The sequence below is a fragment of the Cryobacterium sp. TMT2-4 genome (genome assembly GCF_004402575.1).
Lineage (GTDB): Bacteria > Actinomycetota > Actinomycetes > Actinomycetales > Microbacteriaceae > Cryobacterium > Cryobacterium sandaracinum.
The window spans coordinates 31,515-50,319 of sequence record NZ_SOGE01000029.1 but is presented as its reverse complement, the minus strand read 5'-3'; the positions used below and the strand labels follow the sequence as shown (position 1 = coordinate 50,319).

General features: G+C 69.5%; 14 protein-coding genes and 1 tRNA gene. 9 read left to right on the top strand and 6 right to left on the bottom strand.

Going from position 1 to position 18,805, the window contains the following annotated elements:
* Positions 1 to 3,933 carry a Pls/PosA family non-ribosomal peptide synthetase gene (locus E3O54_RS08650; RefSeq protein WP_370247614.1) on the top strand — a complete coding sequence of 1,311 codons (3,933 nt, stop codon included), beginning with the start codon at positions 1 to 3 and terminating at the stop codon, positions 3,931 to 3,933.
* A gap of 8 nt (positions 3,934 to 3,941) precedes the next feature.
* Complete coding sequence (locus tag E3O54_RS08645) at positions 3,942 to 5,360, top strand: M1 family metallopeptidase (RefSeq protein WP_134401414.1); 1,419 nt, start codon at positions 3,942 to 3,944, stop codon at positions 5,358 to 5,360.
* Positions 5,361 to 5,529: 169 nt separating this feature from the next.
* On the opposite strand, the gene E3O54_RS08640 is transcribed toward E3O54_RS08645, so the two are convergent.
* Complete coding sequence (locus tag E3O54_RS08640; RefSeq protein ID WP_166805233.1) at positions 5,530 to 6,339, bottom strand: 4'-phosphopantetheinyl transferase superfamily protein; 810 nt, start codon at positions 6,337 to 6,339, stop codon at positions 5,530 to 5,532.
* Between the two features lie 123 nt (positions 6,340 to 6,462).
* On the opposite strand from E3O54_RS08640, the gene E3O54_RS08635 reads away from it, so the two are divergent.
* A complete protein-coding gene (locus tag E3O54_RS08635; protein ID WP_104099581.1) occupies positions 6,463 to 7,479 on the top strand; it encodes a magnesium and cobalt transport protein CorA in 1,017 nt (338 codons plus the stop codon).
* On the opposite strand, the gene E3O54_RS08630 is transcribed toward E3O54_RS08635, so the two are convergent.
* Positions 7,457 to 8,476: an adenosine deaminase gene (locus E3O54_RS08630; protein ID WP_134342416.1), complete on the bottom strand. Its 1,020-nt coding sequence runs from the start codon at positions 8,474 to 8,476 to the stop codon at positions 7,457 to 7,459. The two genes, E3O54_RS08635 and E3O54_RS08630, sit on opposite strands and share 23 nt — an antisense overlap.
* A 133-nt stretch (positions 8,477 to 8,609) precedes the next feature.
* Here E3O54_RS08630 and E3O54_RS08625 point away from each other — a divergent pair, with 133 nt between their 5' ends.
* Together E3O54_RS08625 and E3O54_RS08620 are read left to right on the top strand one after the other, a co-directional pair.
* Positions 8,610 to 12,461: an AAA family ATPase gene (locus E3O54_RS08625; RefSeq protein ID WP_241976811.1), complete on the top strand. Its 3,852-nt coding sequence runs from the start codon at positions 8,610 to 8,612 to the stop codon at positions 12,459 to 12,461.
* Positions 12,454 to 12,735, top strand: a complete 282-nt coding sequence (locus E3O54_RS08620) for a hypothetical protein (RefSeq protein ID WP_104099579.1) — start codon at positions 12,454 to 12,456, stop codon at positions 12,733 to 12,735. Before E3O54_RS08625 ends, E3O54_RS08620 begins: the two co-directional genes overlap by 8 nt.
* A gap of 444 nt (positions 12,736 to 13,179) precedes the next feature.
* On the opposite strand, the gene mscL is transcribed toward E3O54_RS08620, so the two are convergent.
* From mscL to E3O54_RS08605, 3 genes are all read right to left on the bottom strand, one after another.
* Positions 13,180 to 13,617, bottom strand: a complete 438-nt coding sequence (gene mscL / locus E3O54_RS08615) for a large conductance mechanosensitive channel protein MscL (RefSeq protein ID WP_104099578.1) — start codon at positions 13,615 to 13,617, stop codon at positions 13,180 to 13,182.
* An 86-nt stretch (positions 13,618 to 13,703) separates the two neighbouring features.
* Entirely contained in the window at positions 13,704 to 14,093 is a 390-nt protein-coding gene (locus tag E3O54_RS08610; RefSeq protein ID WP_104099577.1) for an FmdB family zinc ribbon protein, read from the bottom strand.
* A gap of 87 nt (positions 14,094 to 14,180) precedes the next feature.
* Positions 14,181 to 14,759: a 5-formyltetrahydrofolate cyclo-ligase gene (locus E3O54_RS08605; RefSeq protein WP_104099576.1), complete on the bottom strand. Its 579-nt coding sequence runs from the start codon at positions 14,757 to 14,759 to the stop codon at positions 14,181 to 14,183.
* 34 nt (positions 14,760 to 14,793) lie between these two features.
* Here E3O54_RS08605 and galU point away from each other — a divergent pair, with 34 nt between their 5' ends.
* From galU to E3O54_RS08585, 4 genes are all read left to right on the top strand, one after another.
* Positions 14,794 to 15,687 carry a UTP--glucose-1-phosphate uridylyltransferase GalU gene (galU, locus tag E3O54_RS08600; protein WP_104099575.1) on the top strand — a complete coding sequence of 298 codons (894 nt, stop codon included), beginning with the start codon at positions 14,794 to 14,796 and terminating at the stop codon, positions 15,685 to 15,687.
* 56 nt (positions 15,688 to 15,743) lie between these two features.
* On the top strand, positions 15,744 to 16,403 hold the full coding sequence (locus E3O54_RS08595) for a GNAT family N-acetyltransferase (protein ID WP_104099574.1): 660 nt from the start codon (positions 15,744 to 15,746) through the stop codon (positions 16,401 to 16,403).
* Positions 16,404 to 16,475: 72 nt separating this feature from the next.
* Positions 16,476 to 17,498 carry a hypothetical protein gene (locus E3O54_RS08590; protein ID WP_104099573.1) on the top strand — a complete coding sequence of 341 codons (1,023 nt, stop codon included), beginning with the start codon at positions 16,476 to 16,478 and terminating at the stop codon, positions 17,496 to 17,498.
* 81 nt (positions 17,499 to 17,579) lie between these two features.
* Positions 17,580 to 17,652 (top strand) — tRNA-Ala (locus E3O54_RS08585).
* A 214-nt stretch (positions 17,653 to 17,866) separates the two neighbouring features.
* Here E3O54_RS08585 and E3O54_RS08580 read toward each other — a convergent pair.
* Entirely contained in the window at positions 17,867 to 18,754 is an 888-nt protein-coding gene (locus tag E3O54_RS08580) for a metal-dependent hydrolase (protein WP_134401412.1), read from the bottom strand.
* Between the last annotated feature and the right edge of the window lie 51 nt (positions 18,755 to 18,805).

Below are 18,805 nucleotides of genomic sequence, written 5' to 3'. Positions count from 1 at the left end.
GTGACCCTGACCCCGATTGAGCCCGGCCAGGACGTGCTCGAGGCCGGACACCGCGCGGCGCCGGCCCGCACCCTGGTCGACATCCTGCTCGCGACCGCCGGTCGGCATCCGGGCGCGCTCGCCCTCGAAGACGTCGACGGGGCGATCAACTACCGGGATCTGGTGCGCCTGGTCACCGAGCAGGCGGAGCAGCTCAGTCGCCGCGGGGTGCGCCGCGGCGACACCGTTGGCATCCGGATCCCGTCGGGAACCCGGGAACTGTATCTCTCCATTCTGGCGACCCTTCTGGTCGGCGCCTCCTACGTGCCCGTCGACGCCGACGACCCCGAGGAACGCGCCCGGCTCGTCTTCGGCGAGGCCCGGGTCGTGGGCGTGATCGGGGCGGGCGGCGTGTTCGAGGTGCGCACCGGCATCGACGCGGAGATGTTCGCCGAACGGATGCTGGCGCCCGGGGACGACCTGGCCCTCGCCGGCACGATCGGCGCCATGCCGGCCCCCGACGACGATGCCTGGGTGATCTTCACCTCGGGCTCCACCGGGGTACCCAAGGGGGTGGCGGTGGCCCACCGCTCCGCCGCCGCGTTCGTCGACGCGGAGGCCGACCTGTTCCTCCGGTCGGACCCGATCGGTCCCGCGGACCGGGTGCTGGCCGGCCTGTCTGTGGCCTTCGACGCCTCCTGCGAGGAGATGTGGCTGGCCTGGCGGAACGGTGCCTGCCTCGTCTCGGCGCCCCGCTCCCTGGTGCGCTCGGGGGTCGACCTGGGCCCGTGGTTGATCAAGCACGGCATCACCGTGGTGTCGACGGTGCCGACCCTCGCGGCCCTGTGGCCGGAGGAATCGCTGGAGCGGGTGCGGCTGCTGATCTTCGGCGGCGAAGCCTGCCCACCCGAGCTCGCCTCGCGCCTCGCCGTGCGCGGCCGGGAGGTCTGGAACACGTATGGCCCGACCGAGGCCACCGTCGTCGCCTGCGCCGCCCTGCTCGACGGCCGCGGGCCGGTGCGGATCGGGCTTCCTCTGGCCGGCTGGAACCTTGCCGTGGTGGACGCCGCCGGTGCCCGGGTGGCCCACGGCGAGACCGGGGAGCTCATTATCGGCGGGGTCGGGCTGGCCCGCTACCTCGACGCCGGCAAGGACACCGAGAAGTACGCCCCGCATACCGAGCTGGGCTGGCACCGCGCCTACCGCAGCGGCGACCTGGTGCGCTACGAGCGCGAGGGTCTCGTGTTCGTCGGCCGGGCCGATGACCAGGTCAAGCTCGGCGGCCGGCGTATCGAACTCGGCGAGATCGAGGCGGCCCTGCGCGCGCTCCCGGGGGTGGCCGGAGCGGCCGCGGTCGTGCAGAGAACCCCGGCCGGCAACCAGATCCTGGTCGGCTACCTGGCCCAGGTGGAGGGGGCCCTCTTCGACCGGGCGGCCGCCAACATTCGTCTGCGCGAAGAATTGCCGGCCGCGCTCGTGCCGCTGGTGCACGTCGTCGACGAGCTGCCCACGCGTATCTCCGGCAAGGTGGACCGCGGTGCCCTGCCCTGGCCCCTTCCCGCCACCGGGGGTGAGCAGGCGGAGGCCTTCTCGTCGACGGCGGCGTGGCTTGCCGTCGGCTGGGCCGCCATCCTCGGGGTGTCGGCCGACGGCCCCGACGCGGACTTCTTCGCCCACGGCGGCGGGTCGCTCTCCGCGGCCCAGTTCGTGTCGACCGTCCGCGAGCGGTTCCCCGACACCCGAGTCTCCGACATCTACGACTACCCCCGGATCGGTTCCCTCGCCGACGAGCTCGACGGACGCGCACCCGCGGCGGCGAGTATCGTGCGGGAGGTTCAGCCGGTGCCCCGGCGCAGCCGCCTCGCCATCACCCTGCTGGGCGTGCCGCTGCACGTGCTGGTCGGCGCGCGCTGGCTGGTCTACCTCTCGGCGGCGAACAACCTGCTCGCGGGCTGGTCAGGCGCCTCCTTCGCGCCCACCATCTCCTGGTGGTGGGTGGCGCTCGGGTTCGTGCTCTTCGTCACCCCACCCGGCAAAATGGCCATCTCCGTCGTCGCCGCCCGGCTGCTGCTGCGCGGCGTGGAGCCCGGCAACTATCCGCGCGGCGGATCGGTGCACCTGCGCCTCTGGCTCGCCGAACAGGTGGCACTGCTCTCGGATGCCGTGAGCCTGGCCGGTGCCCCCTGGATCAGCTACTACGCCAGGGCTCTCGGCGCCCGCATCGGCACCGACGTCGACCTGCACTCCCTGCCGCCGGTAACCGGAATGCTGGACATCGGTGCCGGGGCAGCCATCGAACCCGAGACCGACCTGTCCGGCTACTGGATCGACGGCGACGTGCTGCGCATCGGGCCGGTGCGGATCGGCGCCGGCGCCACGGTCGGCTCCCGCAGCGCACTGCTCGGCGGCGCCGACATCGGGCGGGGCGCCGTAATCGAGCCGGGCTCGGCCGTCTCCGGACCGGTGCCGCCGGGTGAACGCTGGGCCGGGTCCCCGGCCGCCCGCATGGGCGCCGCCCGCGGCTCGTGGCCGGCCGAGCGCCCGCCGCGCGGGACCCGCTGGCTGACCGCCTTCGCGACCGGGGCCATCGCCATGACGGCCCTGCCCGCGATCGCGGTGCTCGTCGGCGCGCTCATCGTCGGGGCGTCCATCGGCGACGCTGCGACCCTGGCCGACGCGGCCGGGCGGGCCGCCCTGGCCACCCCGCTCGCGGTCGTGGCAGCCGGGCTGGTCTACGCGCTGCTGGTGCTCAGCTCCGTTCGGCTGCTCGGTGTGGGCCTACGGGAGGGGTACTACCCCGTGCGCAGCCGGATCGGCTGGCAGGTCTGGATGACCGAGCGAATCCTCGACGGCGCCCGAACGCTCCTGTTCCCGATCTACGCGAGCCTGCTCACCCCGATCTGGCTGCGCCTGCTCGGCGCTAAGGTGGGCGCCGGCGTGGAAGCCTCCACCGTGCTTCTCATCCCCGCCCTGACGACCATCGCCCCGGCCGCGTTTCTCGCCGACGACACCATGGTCGCCTGCTATGAACTCGGCGGCGGCTGGCTGCACATCGGGCCGGCCAAGATCGGCCGCCGGGCGTTCCTCGGCAACAGCGGCATGGCGGGCGCGGGCCGCACGGTGCCGCGCAACGGGCTCGTCGCGGTGCTCTCCTCCACGCCGCGCAAGGCGAAACGCGGGTCGTCCTGGCTGGGCAACCCGCCCGAACGGCTGCGCCGCACAGTGACGGATGTCGACGAGGCCCGCACCTTCCACCCACCGGCCCGGCTCGTCACCTGGCGGGCGCTGTGGGAGATGCTCCGGATCATCCCGGTCATCGTCACGGTCCTGATCGCCCTCGGCGTGCTCGTCGCCCTTGATGCGCTCTGGCTCACGATCGGCCTGGGGTGGACGATCGCGCTCTCGGGTCTGGTGCTGCTGGCCGCGGGGGCCGTCGCCGCCCTGGTGACCACGGCCGCGAAGTGGTTGCTGGTGGGCCGGATCGACGCTACGGAACATCCGCTCTGGTCGTCGTTCATCTGGCGCAACGAGGTGTCGGACAGCTTCGTCGAGATGGTCGCCCGACCCTGGTTTGCGGCGAAGGCGGCCGGCACGCCGGCGCTCGCCGTGTGGCTTCGCACTCTCGGCGCGCACATCGGGTACGGCGTGTGGTGCGAGACCTACTGGCTGCCGGAGGCGGACCTGGTGAGCATCAAAGACGGTGCGACCGTGAACCGGGGCTGCGTGGTGCAGACGCACCTGTTCCACGACCGCATCATGCAATTGGACCGGGTCACCCTGGCGGCGGGCGCCACGCTCGGGCCGCACAGCGTGATTCTGCCGGCGGCCGACATCGAGGAGGGCGCCACTGTGGGGCCTGCCTCGCTGGTGATGCGCGGGGAACGCGTGCCGGCCGGGTCGGTGTGGTCGGGCAACCCCATTTCGCCGTGGCGCAGTCTGCCATGGCAGACTTGACGCCCACCATGCCTCGCACCCCACCGCCCTCAGGCCCCGCTCAGAGCCCGGCCAAGCGCCTCACCCCGCTGCCGCCCAGATCCGCGCTCGGCCCGGCCGGCGTTCGAGGGGCCGCTCCCACCCACGGCGCCACCACCGCGGGCGACCCGTACCTGCCGGGCAACGGAAACGGCGGTTACCTCGCCCTGCACTACGACCTGAACCTCGACTACCGGGTGACCACCAACCAGTTGCGGGCCACAGCCACCGTGCAGGCCCGGGCATCGATGAGGCTGGACCGGTTCAGCCTCGACTTCGATGGTCTCACTGTGGACCGGGTCACCGTCGACGGGGTGCGGGCGTTGAAGGTGAGCCAGAGCGCGCGCAAGCTCACCATCACGGTGGTGGCGACGATCGAGGCTGGGGCTCTGTTCGAGGTGATCGTGCGGTATCGCGGCGCGCCGCATCCGTTGAAGAGCATCTGGGGCGAGGTCGGCTGGGAGGAACTCGACGACGGCGTGCTCGTGGCCGGCCAGCCGACCGGGTCGGCGTCGTGGTTCCCCTGCAACGACCACCCCAGCAACAAGGCCTCGTTCCGCATCCGGGTCAGCTGCGAGGACCCCTACACGGTCGTGGCGAACGGTACGCTGATCGCGCGCACGACGCGGTCTGGCCGCACCAGCTGGACCTACGAGGTGAAGGAGCCGATGGCTACTTACCTGGCCACGGTGCTGATCGGCCGTTACCGGCGCACCGACGCCGCCGCCGCCCCGGTGGCCCAACGCATCTTCTTCCCGGCAAACCTCGCCCGCGAGGTGGCGGTGGACTTCGCCCGACTTCCGGAGATGATCTCCCTCTTCGCCGACCGCTTCGGTCCCTACCCGTTCGACGCCTACTCGGTCGTTGTCACCGACGACGAGCTGGAGATCCCGCTCGAGGCCCACGGCCTCGCCATTTTCGGTCGCAACCACGTCGACGGTTCGCACGGCAGCGACCGGCTGATCGCCCACGAACTGGCCCACCAGTGGTTCGGCAACAGCCTGACCGTCGTGCGGTGGCAGGACATCTGGCTGCACGAGGGGTTCGCCTGCTACGCCGAGTGGCTGTGGGCGGAGGCCGGCGGTGGACCAACGGCCGATGCGAGTGCCGCCGTGCACCGGACCGAGATCGAGGCCCTGCCGCGGGACATCGTCGTCGGCGAACCGGGGCCGCACGACATGTTCGACGACCGGGTCTACAAGCGCGGCGCCCTGGCCCTGCACGCGGTGCGCCGGTCGCTCGGCGACGACGCCTTCTTCGGCGCCGTGCGCGCGTACACGCGCGCGCGCCGCCACGGTTCCATCACTACCGAGGACCTTGTGGAGTTCCTTTCCGTGCACACCGATAGCGGTGAAATTCGCCGGATCGTCGACCGCTGGATCTATCGGAGCGCCCTGCCCAAGCTCTAGGCGAGGTTGGCTGGTCCAGCCGACCGACCCTCCCACCCGGCGTCGAACTGATTCGACGGAGATTCTCTCGAATGAGAGTCATTTTCCGGTTTTTGAGCCCCTTTCGGCCAGAATCTCCGTCGAATTCGTTCGGGGCGGAGTGCTGTACGGCGGTCTCGGACTCAACCGGCTAGGCCGGACCATTCAGGTGGTGACGGATGTCCGCATTCGACACGATATGCACGGTCGGTCCGTCCGCGGCGCGCCTGCCCTCGCCGAGAACGGCCACCGTGCCGACGAGCGCCGTGCCGACGAGCGCCGTGCCGACGAACGCCGTGCCCACGTACTCGGCACCCATGAGCGCCGCGCCCGGGTCGAAGTCGCGAAGCCCAATCGCGTCGACGTCAACGTCAACGTCGGCTCCGCGCCAGGCGTCGAGGCGCGGCGAGCCCCGGCCGCCGCCGCCCGGCAACGAGACGGTCAGGTTGCGCGGGTCCACTCGGAGCCCGTCGCCCGTGCACTTCAGCACCGCCTCCTTCGCGGTCCACAACCGGGCCCGCGCGCGTGCGGTTTCGGCGGCGCCCGCGGCGGCGCCCGCGGCGGCGCCCGCGGTGGGGGCCGACAGCCTGGCCAGGGCGGTGAGCTCCGCCTGCCCGAGCGCGACCGCATCGAACCCGGCCCGGGAGACGTCCGCGACGCTCTCGATGTCCACCCCGACCGGGCCGAGGAAGGTCAGGGCGAACGCGACGCACCCGACGGCGCGACTGAGGCTGACGTGCAGCGGGCGGGTCCCCGTCCCGGCCCCGGGCGACACCGCCACCAGCGGCCGGCCGTGGTCCCGGCCGCCGCAGTGCGGACAGTCTCGCTCGATGCGCACGAGGCGCGAATCAACGCCGAGCGCCCAGGCAGCCGCGGCCGCCAGGAACCGCCGGTCGTCGGCATCCGTGGACCCGCGGGGAGCGACGACGATGAAGACGTCGCCGGCTCGCTCAGGGTTCACGACCCCCAACCTATCTTCCCCGCGCGTGCCCGGTCAGTGCGTGTGCCCGGTCAGTGCGCGAGCCCGCTCAGCGGGCGGCCCGTCCGGTGCGACACTGGTAGCTGTTAGCTAAGGAGAGCGCGCGTGGCACTGATCGACAACGCTGTATATGTGAAGGGCCGCCGGGCCGCGAACCCGACGACGCTCGACGAGACCTATGAGGTGATGAAGGCCCACCAGGGCTTCGCCTGGATCGGGATGTACCGGCCCTCACCCGACGAGGTGCGCTCGGTCGCGGCCGAATTCAGCCTGCACCACCTCTCGGTCGAAGACGCGCTGAAGGGCCACCAGCGGGCGAAGCTGGAACGCTTCGACGACATCCTCTTCGTCGTGCTGCGTCCGGCCCGCTATCTCGACCAGGAAGAACGCGTCGAGTTCGGCGAGCTGCACGTTTTCGTGGGCCCGGACTTCGTGGCCACCATTCGCCACGCCGAGTCGCCCGACCTCGCGCAGGTGCGCGAGCGCATGGAGAAGACGCCGGAGCTGCTGGCCCTCGGGCCGGAGGCCGTGCTCTACGCCATCCTCGACCAGATCGTCGACGAGTATGGGCCGGTCGTCGCCGGGTTGGAGAACGACATCGACGAGATCGAGGACCAGCTCTTCGACGGCGATCAGGCCGTCGCCCGGCGCATCTACGACCTCTCCCGCGAGGTCATCGAGTTCCAGCGTGCGACGCAGCCGCTCGTGGGCATGCTGGAGTCGTTGCAGAAGGGCTTCACCACCTACAACGTCCCCGCGGAGCTCAGCCACCACCTGCGTGACGTGCTCGACCACACCCTTCGGGTTGTCGAGCGCGGCGATGCGTTCCGCCAACTCCTCGACAATGCCCTCACTGTGCACAGCACCCTTGTGACCCAGCGCCAGAACGAGGAGACCCGGCGGTTGTCCGAGACCAGCCTCGTCCAGAGCGAAGAGGTCAAGAAGATCTCGAGCTGGGCGGCCATCCTCTTCGCGCCCACGCTCGTGGGCACCATCTACGGCATGAACTTCACCCACATGCCCGAGCTCACCTGGGTGTTCGGCTACCCGTTCGCACTCGCCCTCATGCTCGCGATGGGCGTCGGCCTCTACGGCGTCTTCAAGAAGAACGGATGGCTGTAGCCGGCGCCGGCTGGGCAGCACGCCAGGCATCGACCTCGGCAGTCAGGGCCGCCTTCTCCCCGTTCGTCAGGAACGACGCCTCGATCCCGTTCCGGGCGAGCAGGGCCAGCCGGTCCGGTCCCAGGCCGAACTCCGCATCGACCGCGGCCAGGTTGTCGTCGATGTAGCCGCCGAAGTAGGCCGGGTCGTCGGAGTTGATGCAGGCGAGCAGCCCGCGGTCGAGCATCCGCACGATGGGGTGGTCGGCGAGGGTGTCGATCACGCGCAGTCGCACATTCGAGAACGGGCAGACCGTGAGCGGGATGCGGTCCCGCACAAGCCGGTCAAGCAGCACCTCGTCTTCCAGGCTGCGGATGCCGTGGTCGACGCGTTCCACCCCGAGCAGGTCGAGGGCCTGCCAGACGTAGTCGGGCGGTCCTTCCTCGCCCGCATGCGCCACCAGGCGCAAACCGTTCTCGCGGGCCAGAGCGAAGACCTCGGTGAAGAGCTCCGGGGGATAGCCGACCTCGGCCGAGTCCAGCCCGATGCCATCGATCGGCACCCCACCGGCGAGAATCTCTCGCAGGATCTGCAGGGCCTCGGCGGGTGGACGGTCCCGGAGGAACGTCACGATCAGCTTCGTGCTGATGCTCCACTCGTCGACCGACCGGTCCAGGGCGTCGCGCACCCCCGCCAGGGCGGTGACCAGCGGGACGCCCCGGCTCGTGTGCGCCTGCGGGTCGAAGAAGAGCTCCGCGTGCCGCACCCCGGCCGTGCGGGCGCGTGCCAGGTAGGCGCGGGTCAGGTCGGTGAAGTCGATCCGTTCGCGCAGCACGTCCAGGGCCCGGTAGTAGAGGTTCAGGAACGACTGCAGGTCGGCGAAGTCGTACTGGGCGCGCAGCTCCGCCAACGACGCCCACGGCAGAGTCACCGCGTTCCGCGCGGCCAGCTCGAAGAGCAGCTCCGGTTCGAGGGTTCCCTCGATGTGCAGGTGGAGTTCGACGAGGGGGAGTTTCATTGCACCATTCTCGCCGAGGCGAGCCGAATCGCTGACGGCCGCACGCGCATCCGGAAGCCCCGTTTTGAGACAATTCGGGGCTGAATCCGCGCAATTCCGGGCCGCCTGCCGCGGAATCGGAGGGATTTGGCTTATGGTGTCGAGTGTGTGGCGCCTCGATAAGAAACTAGATGACGACGGCATCCTGACGGAGATTCAGGATGCTCCGCCCACCGACCCGCACGATTCCGCGGCTCCGCACGCGGTCAGCTTGGGCGATCCGTCCCTCACCGTGGGCAATGTGGCCGACCCGGTCTGGCAGCGCTGGCGCGACGAACTCGCCGAAGTGGGCGGGCGTTCCCCGCTGCTGCACTTCAGCGACGGACCCCGCACGCGGATCGAACTGAGCGCCACCCATCCGGGCGGTCTGCCCCAGTTCATCACCGGCAAGACGGCTCTGCTCTCCAACCTGATCCGCGACGAGCTCGCCCTGCGCAACGCGCGGCTGGCGGCCGGCGAGATCACCCAGAAGGGCATCGAACTGCGCTCCATGCGCGGCATCGAATCGGTGCACCTGGCCATCGGCCTCGCCGAGTGGCGCCACAACGATGTGGACTACAGCGCTCCCGTGCTGCTGCGCCCCCTCGCCATCCGCCGCTACGGCCGCGATTTCGAACTCAAGCTCAAGGGCCAGCCGTTCCTCAACCCGGAATTGGCCCGCGCGCTGAAGGACCAGTTCGAGATCGTTCTGGATGCGGATGCGTTCGTGGCGCTGGCCGTCACCAACGGCGCCTTCAAACCGCAGCCCGTGATCGACCGGTTGCGCGGCCTCACCTCGCACCTGCCCTGGTTCAACGTGGTACCGCGCCTCGTGGCCTCCGTGTTCGCCGACGTCGGCCGCGCTCTCGCCGCCGATGCGGCCAACCTGGACCATCCGCTGCTCGACGCGATCGGTGGCAACACCAACGCCCGGCGCGCCATCGAGACCGCGTACAACCCGGTCGTCCCGCTCGGCCAGGATTCCCGGCCACCGGCCACCGACATCCTTCTGCTTGACGCGGACTCCGAGCAGGAGAACGTCGTCGCGCAGATCGCGGCCGGCAACTCGCTCGTCGTGAAAACCCTTCCCGGCACCGGCGGCACGCAGACGATTGTGAACGCGATCGGCTCGCTTATCGCTCAGCACAAGCGCGTGCTCGTCGTCAGCGCCCGCCGCTCCAGCCTCGACGGTATCGCGCACCGCTTGGTGCAGGTCGGGCTGCCCGGGGTCGCCGTGACCCCCCGCACCCTGCGCCGGGACCTGATCCAGGCGATCACCCGCAACGAGAAGGCCACCCAGCCCATGGTCGGCGACGTCGACGACGCGCTCGTGCGCCTGCGCAAGGTGCTACTCGACTACCGGTCGGCGCTCACCCGCCGCGACCCGGCGCTCGGGGTGTCCGTTCTCGACGCCCTCGGTGAGTTGGCACGCCTCGCGCAGCTGCCCTCACCTCCCTCGACCACGGCCAGGCTCGACCGACGCGCGCTCGAACGCCTGGCGCAGGGTCGGCCGGCCGCCGCCGCCACCCTGATCAAGGCGGCTGCACTCGGTGAATTCCGCTACGGACCGGGCGACTCGCCCTGGTACGGAGCCTCCTTCTCCTCCACCGCGGACGCCTCGGCGGCGCACCAGCTGGCCAAACGGGTCAACCAGATCGAACTCCCGCGCCTGCTCGAGCGTGCCGCCGGACTCGTCGGCCAGACCCGACTGCGACCGTTCGAGACCATCGCCGAGCTCGGCGTCTACCTGCGGCTGCTGCTCGACATCCGGGAGACGCTCGACAAGTTCCAGCCGGCCGTCTTCGACCGGTCCCTGACCGAACTGATCTCTGCGACCGCGTCCCGCCGGGAGTCGCCCGAGATGACCGGCGCGAACCGTCGCCGTCTGCGCAAGCTCGCTGTGGAATACCTGCGCCCCGGCGTGCACGTGAGCGACATGAACGAGAGCCTGCGCCGCATCCAGCAGCAGCGCACCCTGTGGCAGCGCTTCGTAGTCGCCGGCGTCACCCCCGAGGTGCCCGTGGGCATCTCGGATGTGCACGTGGCCTACCAGCGCGTCTCGGAAGACCTCGCGAGCCTCGACGTTCCGCTCGGAGCGGCCGGAACCACGCGTCAGCTGTCGAACCGCCCGGTGAAGGAGCTCATCTACACGATCTCCGGCCTGGCCGCCGAGAGCGAGGTGCTGGCGAACCTACATGAGCGCACCGCGCTGCTCGCTACCCTGCGCGAACACAATCTCGACCCGCTGATGACCGACCTGGCCCAGCGCCACGTGTCCGAGAGAGACGTCGCCGACGAGCTCGAACTCGCCTGGTGGCAGTCCGTGCTCGAGACCATGCTCAGCGGCGACAAGGCCCTCCTGAACGCCAACACGCAGGTTCTCGACCGGCTCGAGGCCGACTTCCGCCTGGTCGACGAGGCGCACGCCTCGACCACCGGGCAGCTCCTCGCTTGGCTGCTCGCCGAGACCTGGAAGATCGGCGTCGTCGACTGGCCCGAAGAGGCCGACAACCTCAGGCGCCTGCTGCGCGCCGACCGGGCCACCCCCACCCGCCTGCACAAGGCCGCCCCGCACCTGGGCCGCGTGCTCGCCCCGGTCTGGCTGGCCTCGCCCTACGAGGTGGCGGCACTCGCCGACCAGATGAGCTTCGACACCGTCCTGCTCGTCGACGCCGGCGCCACCACTCTGGCCGAGAACGTCGGCGCCATCCGTCGCGGCCGGCAGATCGTCGCGTTCGGCGACCCGGTCACGCAGACACCGTCGTCGTTCGAGACCGGCATCACGGCCGCCGCCGACGACCGCGTCGAGCAGGAGACCAACGTCGACGCCCTGCACGCCGACTCGGCCCTGGCCCGCCTCGGCGAGCTGCTGCCGACCCTCACCCTGACCCGCAGCTACCGCGCTGGCGGCGAAGACCTCGCGGAACTCGTCAACCACCGCTTCTACGGCGGGCGCATCGACTCCCTGCCCTGGGCGGGCAGCTACCTCGGGCACGGCAGCCTCACCATCAACTACGTGGCCGGCGGGCACGGCATGCCCGACGCCGACTCAGGGGCCGTGGAAAGCGTCGACGCCGAGGTGGCCAAGGTCGTCGAACTCGTCATGGACCACGCCGTCAAGCGCCCGAAGGAATCACTCATGGTCATCACGGCCAGCGCGCGGCACTCCGTGCGTGTGCACCAGGCCGTGCTGTCCGCCTTCTCCAAGCGTACCGACCTCTCCGACTTCATCCTGAAAGACCGGGCCGAGCCATTCACTGTGCTCACCCTCGAGCAGGCCGTGGCGCAGAGCCGCGACCGGGTGATCTTCTCCATCGGCTACGGCCGCACCCCGCACGGCCGTCTCCTGACGAACTTCGGTTCGCTCGGTGAACCGGGCGGCGAGCGGCTGCTTGCCATCGGCATGACCCGGGCCCGCCGGGCCATGGACATCGTTTCCTGCTTCCGCCCCTCCGACATCGACGAGGATCGCCAGCGCCACGGCATCCTCGCGCTCTCCCAGGTGCTCAGCGAGACCGAGGCGCGCCGCAACGAGGCCCAGGTTCCCGACGCGAGCGAGGCGATGCTGGTCGACCTGGCCCGCCGCCTGGAACGCCTTGGCCTCACCGTGTCGCTCGGCCACCGCGGCAAGCTGGCCCTCGCCGGCTCGCACGCGGGCCGTGCCGTCGTCGTCGAAACGGATGCCGTCGTCGGCCGGTCGAGCTTGCGCGAGTCCCTGAGGCTCCGCCCCGAAGTGCTGCGCCGCCTCGGCTGGCACTACCTGCGGGTGCACAGCTTCGAACTCTTCAGCAACCCGGACGCGGTGGCCGCCCGCGTGGCGGCACTCGTCGGCCTGTCGGTGCCGCCGGCGGCTGCCGGATCCTCCGCGCATGGCTCGGCCGCGCCTGGTACGACGGGGCGTGGTTCGACGGCGCCTGGTTCGACGGCGCCTGGTTCGTCCGGTCCGGTGCGCCGACCTGGTGCCTGAGCGCGACGTACCCGAGCGGGATGGTCTCGACAAGCTCGACCACCGGGATAAGGTCGGCCACCGGGACGCATCCGTCGTTCCCCGGCAGTCCGTCGTCAAATCGGCCGGCACGTCCCGGCGTGCTCGGCTGACGCCCGCGCCCGACACCGACCCCGATCCGCACCCACCGGTTCTGCGCGAGGAGGGCGGCATCGTGCCCGCCGATCCCGCCGGACCGGGCACCCGCGGCGTCAACGACGAACGGCTCCGTCAGGACCGCCCGCCGCACTGGTAGCCGAAGGGACGGAATCGGTGACTGCCGTGGATGAGTGAGGCCGCATCGTCGTGGGCGATGGGCCCGCCGAGCCCGCGTGTGTGTGGCTAACTCAGGACATCCGCCGGCCGCATTCACCAGCCGCCGCGGAGCAGTGCGGAACCGGCGCGGATGCCCCACCCGGCCGGAGGGATCTCCTGAGTTGGCCACAACGCCTGCCCGCTGTGCAGCAGCGCTTGTGCCGCTCGGTATCCACCACGCGCTCCGCCCGCGGCCCGAACGAATTCGACGGAGATTCTGCCCGTATCGTCCGGAAACAGGCCGAAATCCCGCTCAAACGTCAGAATCTCCGTCGAATTGGTTCGACCCCGGACACGGCCTTCCGCCTGTACTGAGCAGCGTCAACGGGGGCCGGTCAGAATTGGCTTGCCGGGAGCGATAACCAATCGATGAGGCCTCACTCATCTAGAGCGTGTGCTTCGGACCCTGGTCGAGTGTCGCGCCGGCGGCCAGCAGGTCCCGGATCTCGGTCAGGAGGTCGAGTTCCGTTGTGGGGGCGGCGGCATCGGCGGTGGAGGGAATTCCGGCTGCACGGCGACGCTCCTGCGTGTGCTTGAGGTGGTTGAGCGGCATCACGAAGACGAAATAGACGACGGCCGCGACCAGCAGGAAGTTGATGGCCGCGGCGAGGACGAGACCGAACGACAGGCCGCCCCCGCCGGGAAGGCCGATGACCATTGCCTCCGTCAGGCTCTCCGAGTCGAAGATCGCCGCGATCAGCGGGTTGAAGATGCCCGTGACGATCGCGCTGACCACCCCGGTGAACGCCGCGCCGATGACCACGGCGACAGCAAGCTCAATGACGTTGCCGCGCATGATGAATTCTTTGAAGCCCTGGATCATGGTGATACTCCGGTGAGGTCTCGGCGCCGGGACAGGCGAGTGGTGTGCTGAGGTGCTGAGGTGCTGAGGCGGTGAGGTGCTGGGGGCTAGGAGGCCTTCGCGGCGGACGCGGGCGTGTTGCTGGTGCTGGTGCTTGCGACTTTCGTCGGGCCGGAGCTGTCTTTCGCGGGGGCCGCGGACTTCTCGCTGGAGGAGCCGGAACCGGTGCCGGAGCCGGAATCGCCCGACTTCGCGTCTGAGCTCTTGTCTGATTTTTTGTCTGGGGTCTTCGACGAGCGCTCGAGCGAGCGCTTCGCATCCGATCGGGCGTCGTTGCTGTAAAAGCCGGAACCGCTGAAGGTCACGCCGATCGACGAGAAGACCTTGCGCAGCTTGCCGCCACAGGTCGGGCACGTGGTGAGCGAGCTGTCGGTGAATGCTTGCTGGATGTCGAACGCGGTGTCGCACTCGGTGCAGCGGTAGGAATAGGTAGGCACTGGAACTCCGATGGGGGACCGGCCCGTGGGCCGGAATCTCCGATTATGAAATGGCTTTCGTTGAACAGGAAGTAGGGGGAGTGCCGATCAGAACGCGATGATGCGCGTGGGGGTGACCAGGCCGTCGACCGGCTGGTCGTGAACCTCACGGGGCACCTCGTCGACGAATTCGTTGTCGAAGACGACGGCATACACCGGCGGGCACTTCTCCATCGAGCCTAGGGTCTTGTCGTAGTAGCCGCGACCCCAGCCCATGCGCAGGCCGGTCGCATCGACGGCGGCGGCCGGCACGATGATGAGGTCAACGTCGTTGATCGCGATCGGGCCCAGCAGGCTGCCGCCTGCCTCGGGCGCGCCCGAGAGACCCTCGAATTCGGTCTGGTCCTCGCCGACGGTCCAGTCGAGGAGTCCGTCATCGCGGGACACCGGAAACAGCACCCGGATGCCCTGGGCCTCCGCCCAGTTCACGAACGGGCGGGTGTCCGGTTCGTTGCGGGAGGAAAGGTAGCAGGAGATGGACCGGGCCGACAGATCCAGAGTGATGCTCTGCAGATTCTGAGTGAATCCGGCCGTCGCGGCCTCCCGCTCGACCGAGGTCAGGTTCTGGCGGCGCTCCCGCAGCTCGGCGCGAAGCGCGCGCTTTCGGTGACCGATAACGGAATCCATATATCTCATCCTAGATGCCGATATCGTAGGGACCATGGGGACACCAATTACCAAAGCCGTCATTCCTGCTGCAGGACTGGGCACTCGTTTTCTTCCGGCCACCAAGGCCATGCCGAAGGAGATGCTGCCGGTCGTCGACAAACCGGCGATCCAGTACGTGGTGGAGGAGGCCGTGGCCGCGGGCCTGACCGACGTGCTGATGGTCACCGGGCGCAACAAGAACGCGCTGGAAAACCACTTCGACCGCATGACCGAACTCGAGGCGATCCTGAAGAAAAAGGGCGACCACAGCCGACTGGAGAAGGTCAACCACGCCACCGACCTGGCCGACATCCACTACGTCCGCCAGGGTGACCCGCTGGGCCTCGGCCACGCGGTGCTGCGAGCCAAGATGCATGTTGGCAACGAACCGTTCGCGGTGCTGCTCGGTGACGACATCATCGACGCGCGCGACCCGCTGTTGTCGAAGATGCTCGCCGAGCAGAGCACGCGCAATACCAGCATCATTGCCCTGATGGAGGTGGAGCCCTCACAGATCCACCTCTACGGGGCGGCCGCGGTCGAGGCCACCGACGATCCCGACGTGGTGCGGGTCACCGGGCTGGTCGAGAAGCCCAGCACCGAGGATGCCCCGTCGAACCTGGCCATCATCGGCCGCTACGTGCTACGCCCCGAGGTCTTCGAGGTGCTCGAGCGCACCCAGCCGGGCAAGGGTAACGAGATCCAGCTCACCGACGCGCTGCAGGAGATGGCGCTGAACCCGGTCACCAGCGGCGGCGTGTACGGGGTCATTTTCCGTGGCCGCCGCTACGACACCGGCGACCGCCTCGACTACATCAAGGCCATTGTGCAGCTTGCCGTCGACCGCGAGGACCTCGGACCGGACCTGCGGCCCTGGCTGCACGAGTTCGTCGCCACTCTCGACTAAAACACGCGCGGTAGATTAAGGGAACACCATTTCGGCATTGAGTAGACGGGCACACTGTGGCGATCGCAATACCGACGCTTCATGAGGGTCCCGTCACACTGCGACCGATCCGATTGCGCGACGACCGCAACCTCGACCGTTCCCTGATGGAGAACCGGGGCTGGCTGCGCACCTGGGAGGCCACCAGCCCCTATGCGCCGATGTCCTTCGACACCCGCGCCAGCATCCGCAGCCTGCTTGCGCACTCTCGTGCCGGCAGCGGGCTGCCGTTCCTGGTCGAATACCAGGGCGAGCTGGCCGGCCAGCTCAACGTGTCGTCGATCACCTGGGGCTCCCTGTCGTCGGCCACCATCGGCTACTGGGTGGGCGAGGAATTCGCAGGGAAGGCGATCACGCCCACAGCCGTAGCCCTGGCCACCGACTACTGCTTCGGCCAGCTCGGGCTGCACCGCATGGAGATCTGCATCCGACCCGAGAACGTGCCCTCGCTGCGGGTCGTGGAGAAACTCGGCTTCCGCTACGAGGGTCTGCGTCGCCGGTACATTCACATTAACGGCGACTGGCGCGACCATTTTTGCTTCGGGCTGGTGGCCGAAGAGGTGCGCCAGGGCGTGCTGCACCGCTGGCAGTTCGGCCAGGCGCCGGCCGACGCCGCCCGGGTGACGGACGTCGATCGGGCCGCGGCCGCGCATCCGTTGACGGTGAGTGACCGATGAGTGCAAGAATTGCCCGTGACACACCCTCGATAATCATCACCGCATGGCTACGGCCCTCTTACCTTAGAGATTATGAGTAGCGAGATCCTGGGCGGGGGAGTGATGATTGCGGTCGCGGCTGCCCTGTGGGTGACCTACCTCATGCCGACCTGGGCGCGCCGACGCCAGTACCTCACCACCGAGCGCAACGCTGTTCGCTTGCAGCAGACCATGCGCATTCTGGCGGAGACGTCCGAGGTGCCCCAGCAGGTGCGGCTCGAAGCGAATGCCCGAACCGTCCTGACCCAACGCAAGCTGCTGGCCCAGGCCGAAGACGATGCCCGAGCCGAGGCGAAGGCGGTGACGGATGCCGCCGCGTCCGCCCGGCGCTCCGCCGCGGCCCTGGCCGCCACAAACCGCGCCGCTGCCGCCCGAGAGGTCGCTGCCCAGGCTTCCGCAGTGCGTGCCGGCGCAGTGGGCGCCGGGGTCGTGGCCAGATTGCCGGGTCGCGCTCGCGCTCTGCGTCTGCGCCGGGTGCGAGCGCTGACCTCCCTGATCCTGCTCGGGGGCATCCTCTTCTTCGTCTCCGGGGTTCTCGCGGTGGCAGCGGGCGGAGCCTGGACCGCAGTCCTCGCCGGCCTGGCTACGGTCGCGCTCGCTGTCGGGGCGCTGTCGCGCCTCGCCCGCACATCTCGCCGCGCCCACCAGCACGCTGCCGCCGCGAATGGCTCAGAGGTCAGCTACCCCTCCGCCCGTGTCGGGCAGGCCTTCGAGTCCGTGCACCTCGAGGAGACGCCGGTCGTCGCTCCGAGCTGGACGCCGTTGCCGCTGCCTCGGCCGATGCACCTGTCGCGCGGATCCGTCGCCCAGGCGGCGATGGCATCCGTGGATGCCGCCGCCGAGCTGCGGAAGGTAGCCGCAGAGGCGGAACTCGCCCGCCGGGCCGCGGCGCTCGAGGTGGCCGTCACCCCGCTCACGCGTGCGGCGCCCGGTCGCGAGAATGCTCCGGCTGTGCCCGCAGCGAGCCGGTTCGCGTCGATGGGGGTCGTCGGAGACACCGCTCCCGGCATGAGCGACCTCGACGACGTGCTGCGCCGTCGCCGCGCCGTCGGCTGACCGAACCCGGGCACATTCGGGCTCTAGCGGGCGGTTCGGCGAAACTCGGTCGCCGCGCGTGATATTCTGCATAAGCGGTTAGGGGCTATGGCGCAGTTGGTAGCGCGTCTCGTTCGCAATGAGAAGGTCAGGAGTTCGAATCTCCTTAGCTCCACCGAGATAGTGACAATCGTCAGTCGCAGGCCCCTGGGAAACCGGGGGCCTTCTTCTTTCTGTCTTCGTCTTCAGGCCGACGAGCCATTCCGTCGCCGAACTCGGAGATTTCGGTTCATGCGGCGTGGTGCGCCGGGGTGAACAGCGTGTCGCAAAAATCTCCGAAATGGGAGTTTCTGATCCAAGCCGAGTTCACGTGCCGACCTGCGCCGGCCTCAGCCGCCGAGCGCCGATCGGCCGACGAACGTCTCCATCTTGAGCACGGTCGTGCCCTCCACGTCGGTTGTGGACAGCGCCACGCGCACAGCACCGAGCTCGGCCAGGGAGGAAACGTGGGTGCCGCCGCAGGGGATGCGCACGTCGTGTGCCGGCAGCTCACAGACCCAGTACCGGCGGTCGGTCAGCAGTGGGCCGTCCCGGTCGATGCGCACGCTCGCGTCCGTAGCCACCCACCCGGCGAGAGAGGTGTTCAGCATCGATTCGATCTCGGCCAGTTGGTCGGCCAGTTCCTCCGTGACGAAGCCCTTGCGGCGCAGGGATTTGCCGAGCCGGTAGGTGTCCACGGATTCGTTCTCGCCGATGAGGGACACGTCGATCGCGGTGCCGTCGAAGTCGGGGCTGCCGAGAGCGTCGGTGCGCACGTCCTTCTTCCACCGGTTTGCGAGAGCCAGGTTGAGGGCGAGGGAGGCGAGGTGGCACGCGGTGTGGCCCGCGGACATCCGTCGCCGGTAGCCGGTGTCAACGACGGCGTCGACCGGCTGCCCCTCGATCAGGGCGGCATGGGGCTGCACGATGTGGGCCACGACGAACGCCCAGCCGGGCGTTCCCTTCGGCACCGGGATGTCCCGGCCGAGATGCAGCGCCGACCCGTCCGTTGCTCCGACGACGCAGTCCAGCACCGGCAGCTCGATTCCCTGGGCGCGCAGCACGGCCCGGTCGGGACCCTGGTCGGGCCAACCCGCGTCAACCGGGTGCACGGGGGTGGTGTCGAGGAGCACGGCGAGCAGTCCGGTCGGGAGCGGCTCGACGTGCAGCACCGTCGCGGTGCTCTCGGTCTGCCCGGCCGGGTAGCTCACTTGGGTGTCCATGGTGGGAAGGGTCATCGGCAGGTCCTTTCGGAACATAAAAGGGTGTTGCCGCGGCTAGCGCGGCAA

Excerpts from the sequence above, each read along its gene's own strand:
- E3O54_RS08645 (WP_134401414.1), top strand. The coding sequence starts at position 3,942 with ATGCCTCGCACCCCACCGCCCTCAGGCCCCGCTCAGAGCCCGGCCAAG.
- E3O54_RS08630 (WP_134342416.1), bottom strand. The coding sequence starts at position 8,476 with ATGAAACTCCCCCTCGTCGAACTCCACCTGCACATCGAGGGAACCCTC.
- E3O54_RS08625 (WP_241976811.1), top strand. The coding sequence starts at position 8,610 with ATGGTGTCGAGTGTGTGGCGCCTCGATAAGAAACTAGATGACGACGGC.
- mscL (WP_104099578.1), bottom strand. The coding sequence starts at position 13,617 with ATGATCCAGGGCTTCAAAGAATTCATCATGCGCGGCAACGTCATTGAG.
- E3O54_RS08605 (WP_104099576.1), bottom strand. The coding sequence starts at position 14,759 with ATGGATTCCGTTATCGGTCACCGAAAGCGCGCGCTTCGCGCCGAGCTG.
- galU (WP_104099575.1), top strand. The coding sequence starts at position 14,794 with ATGGGGACACCAATTACCAAAGCCGTCATTCCTGCTGCAGGACTGGGC.
- E3O54_RS08590 (WP_104099573.1), top strand. The coding sequence starts at position 16,476 with ATGAGTAGCGAGATCCTGGGCGGGGGAGTGATGATTGCGGTCGCGGCT.
- E3O54_RS08580 (WP_134401412.1), bottom strand. The coding sequence starts at position 18,754 with ATGACCCTTCCCACCATGGACACCCAAGTGAGCTACCCGGCCGGGCAG.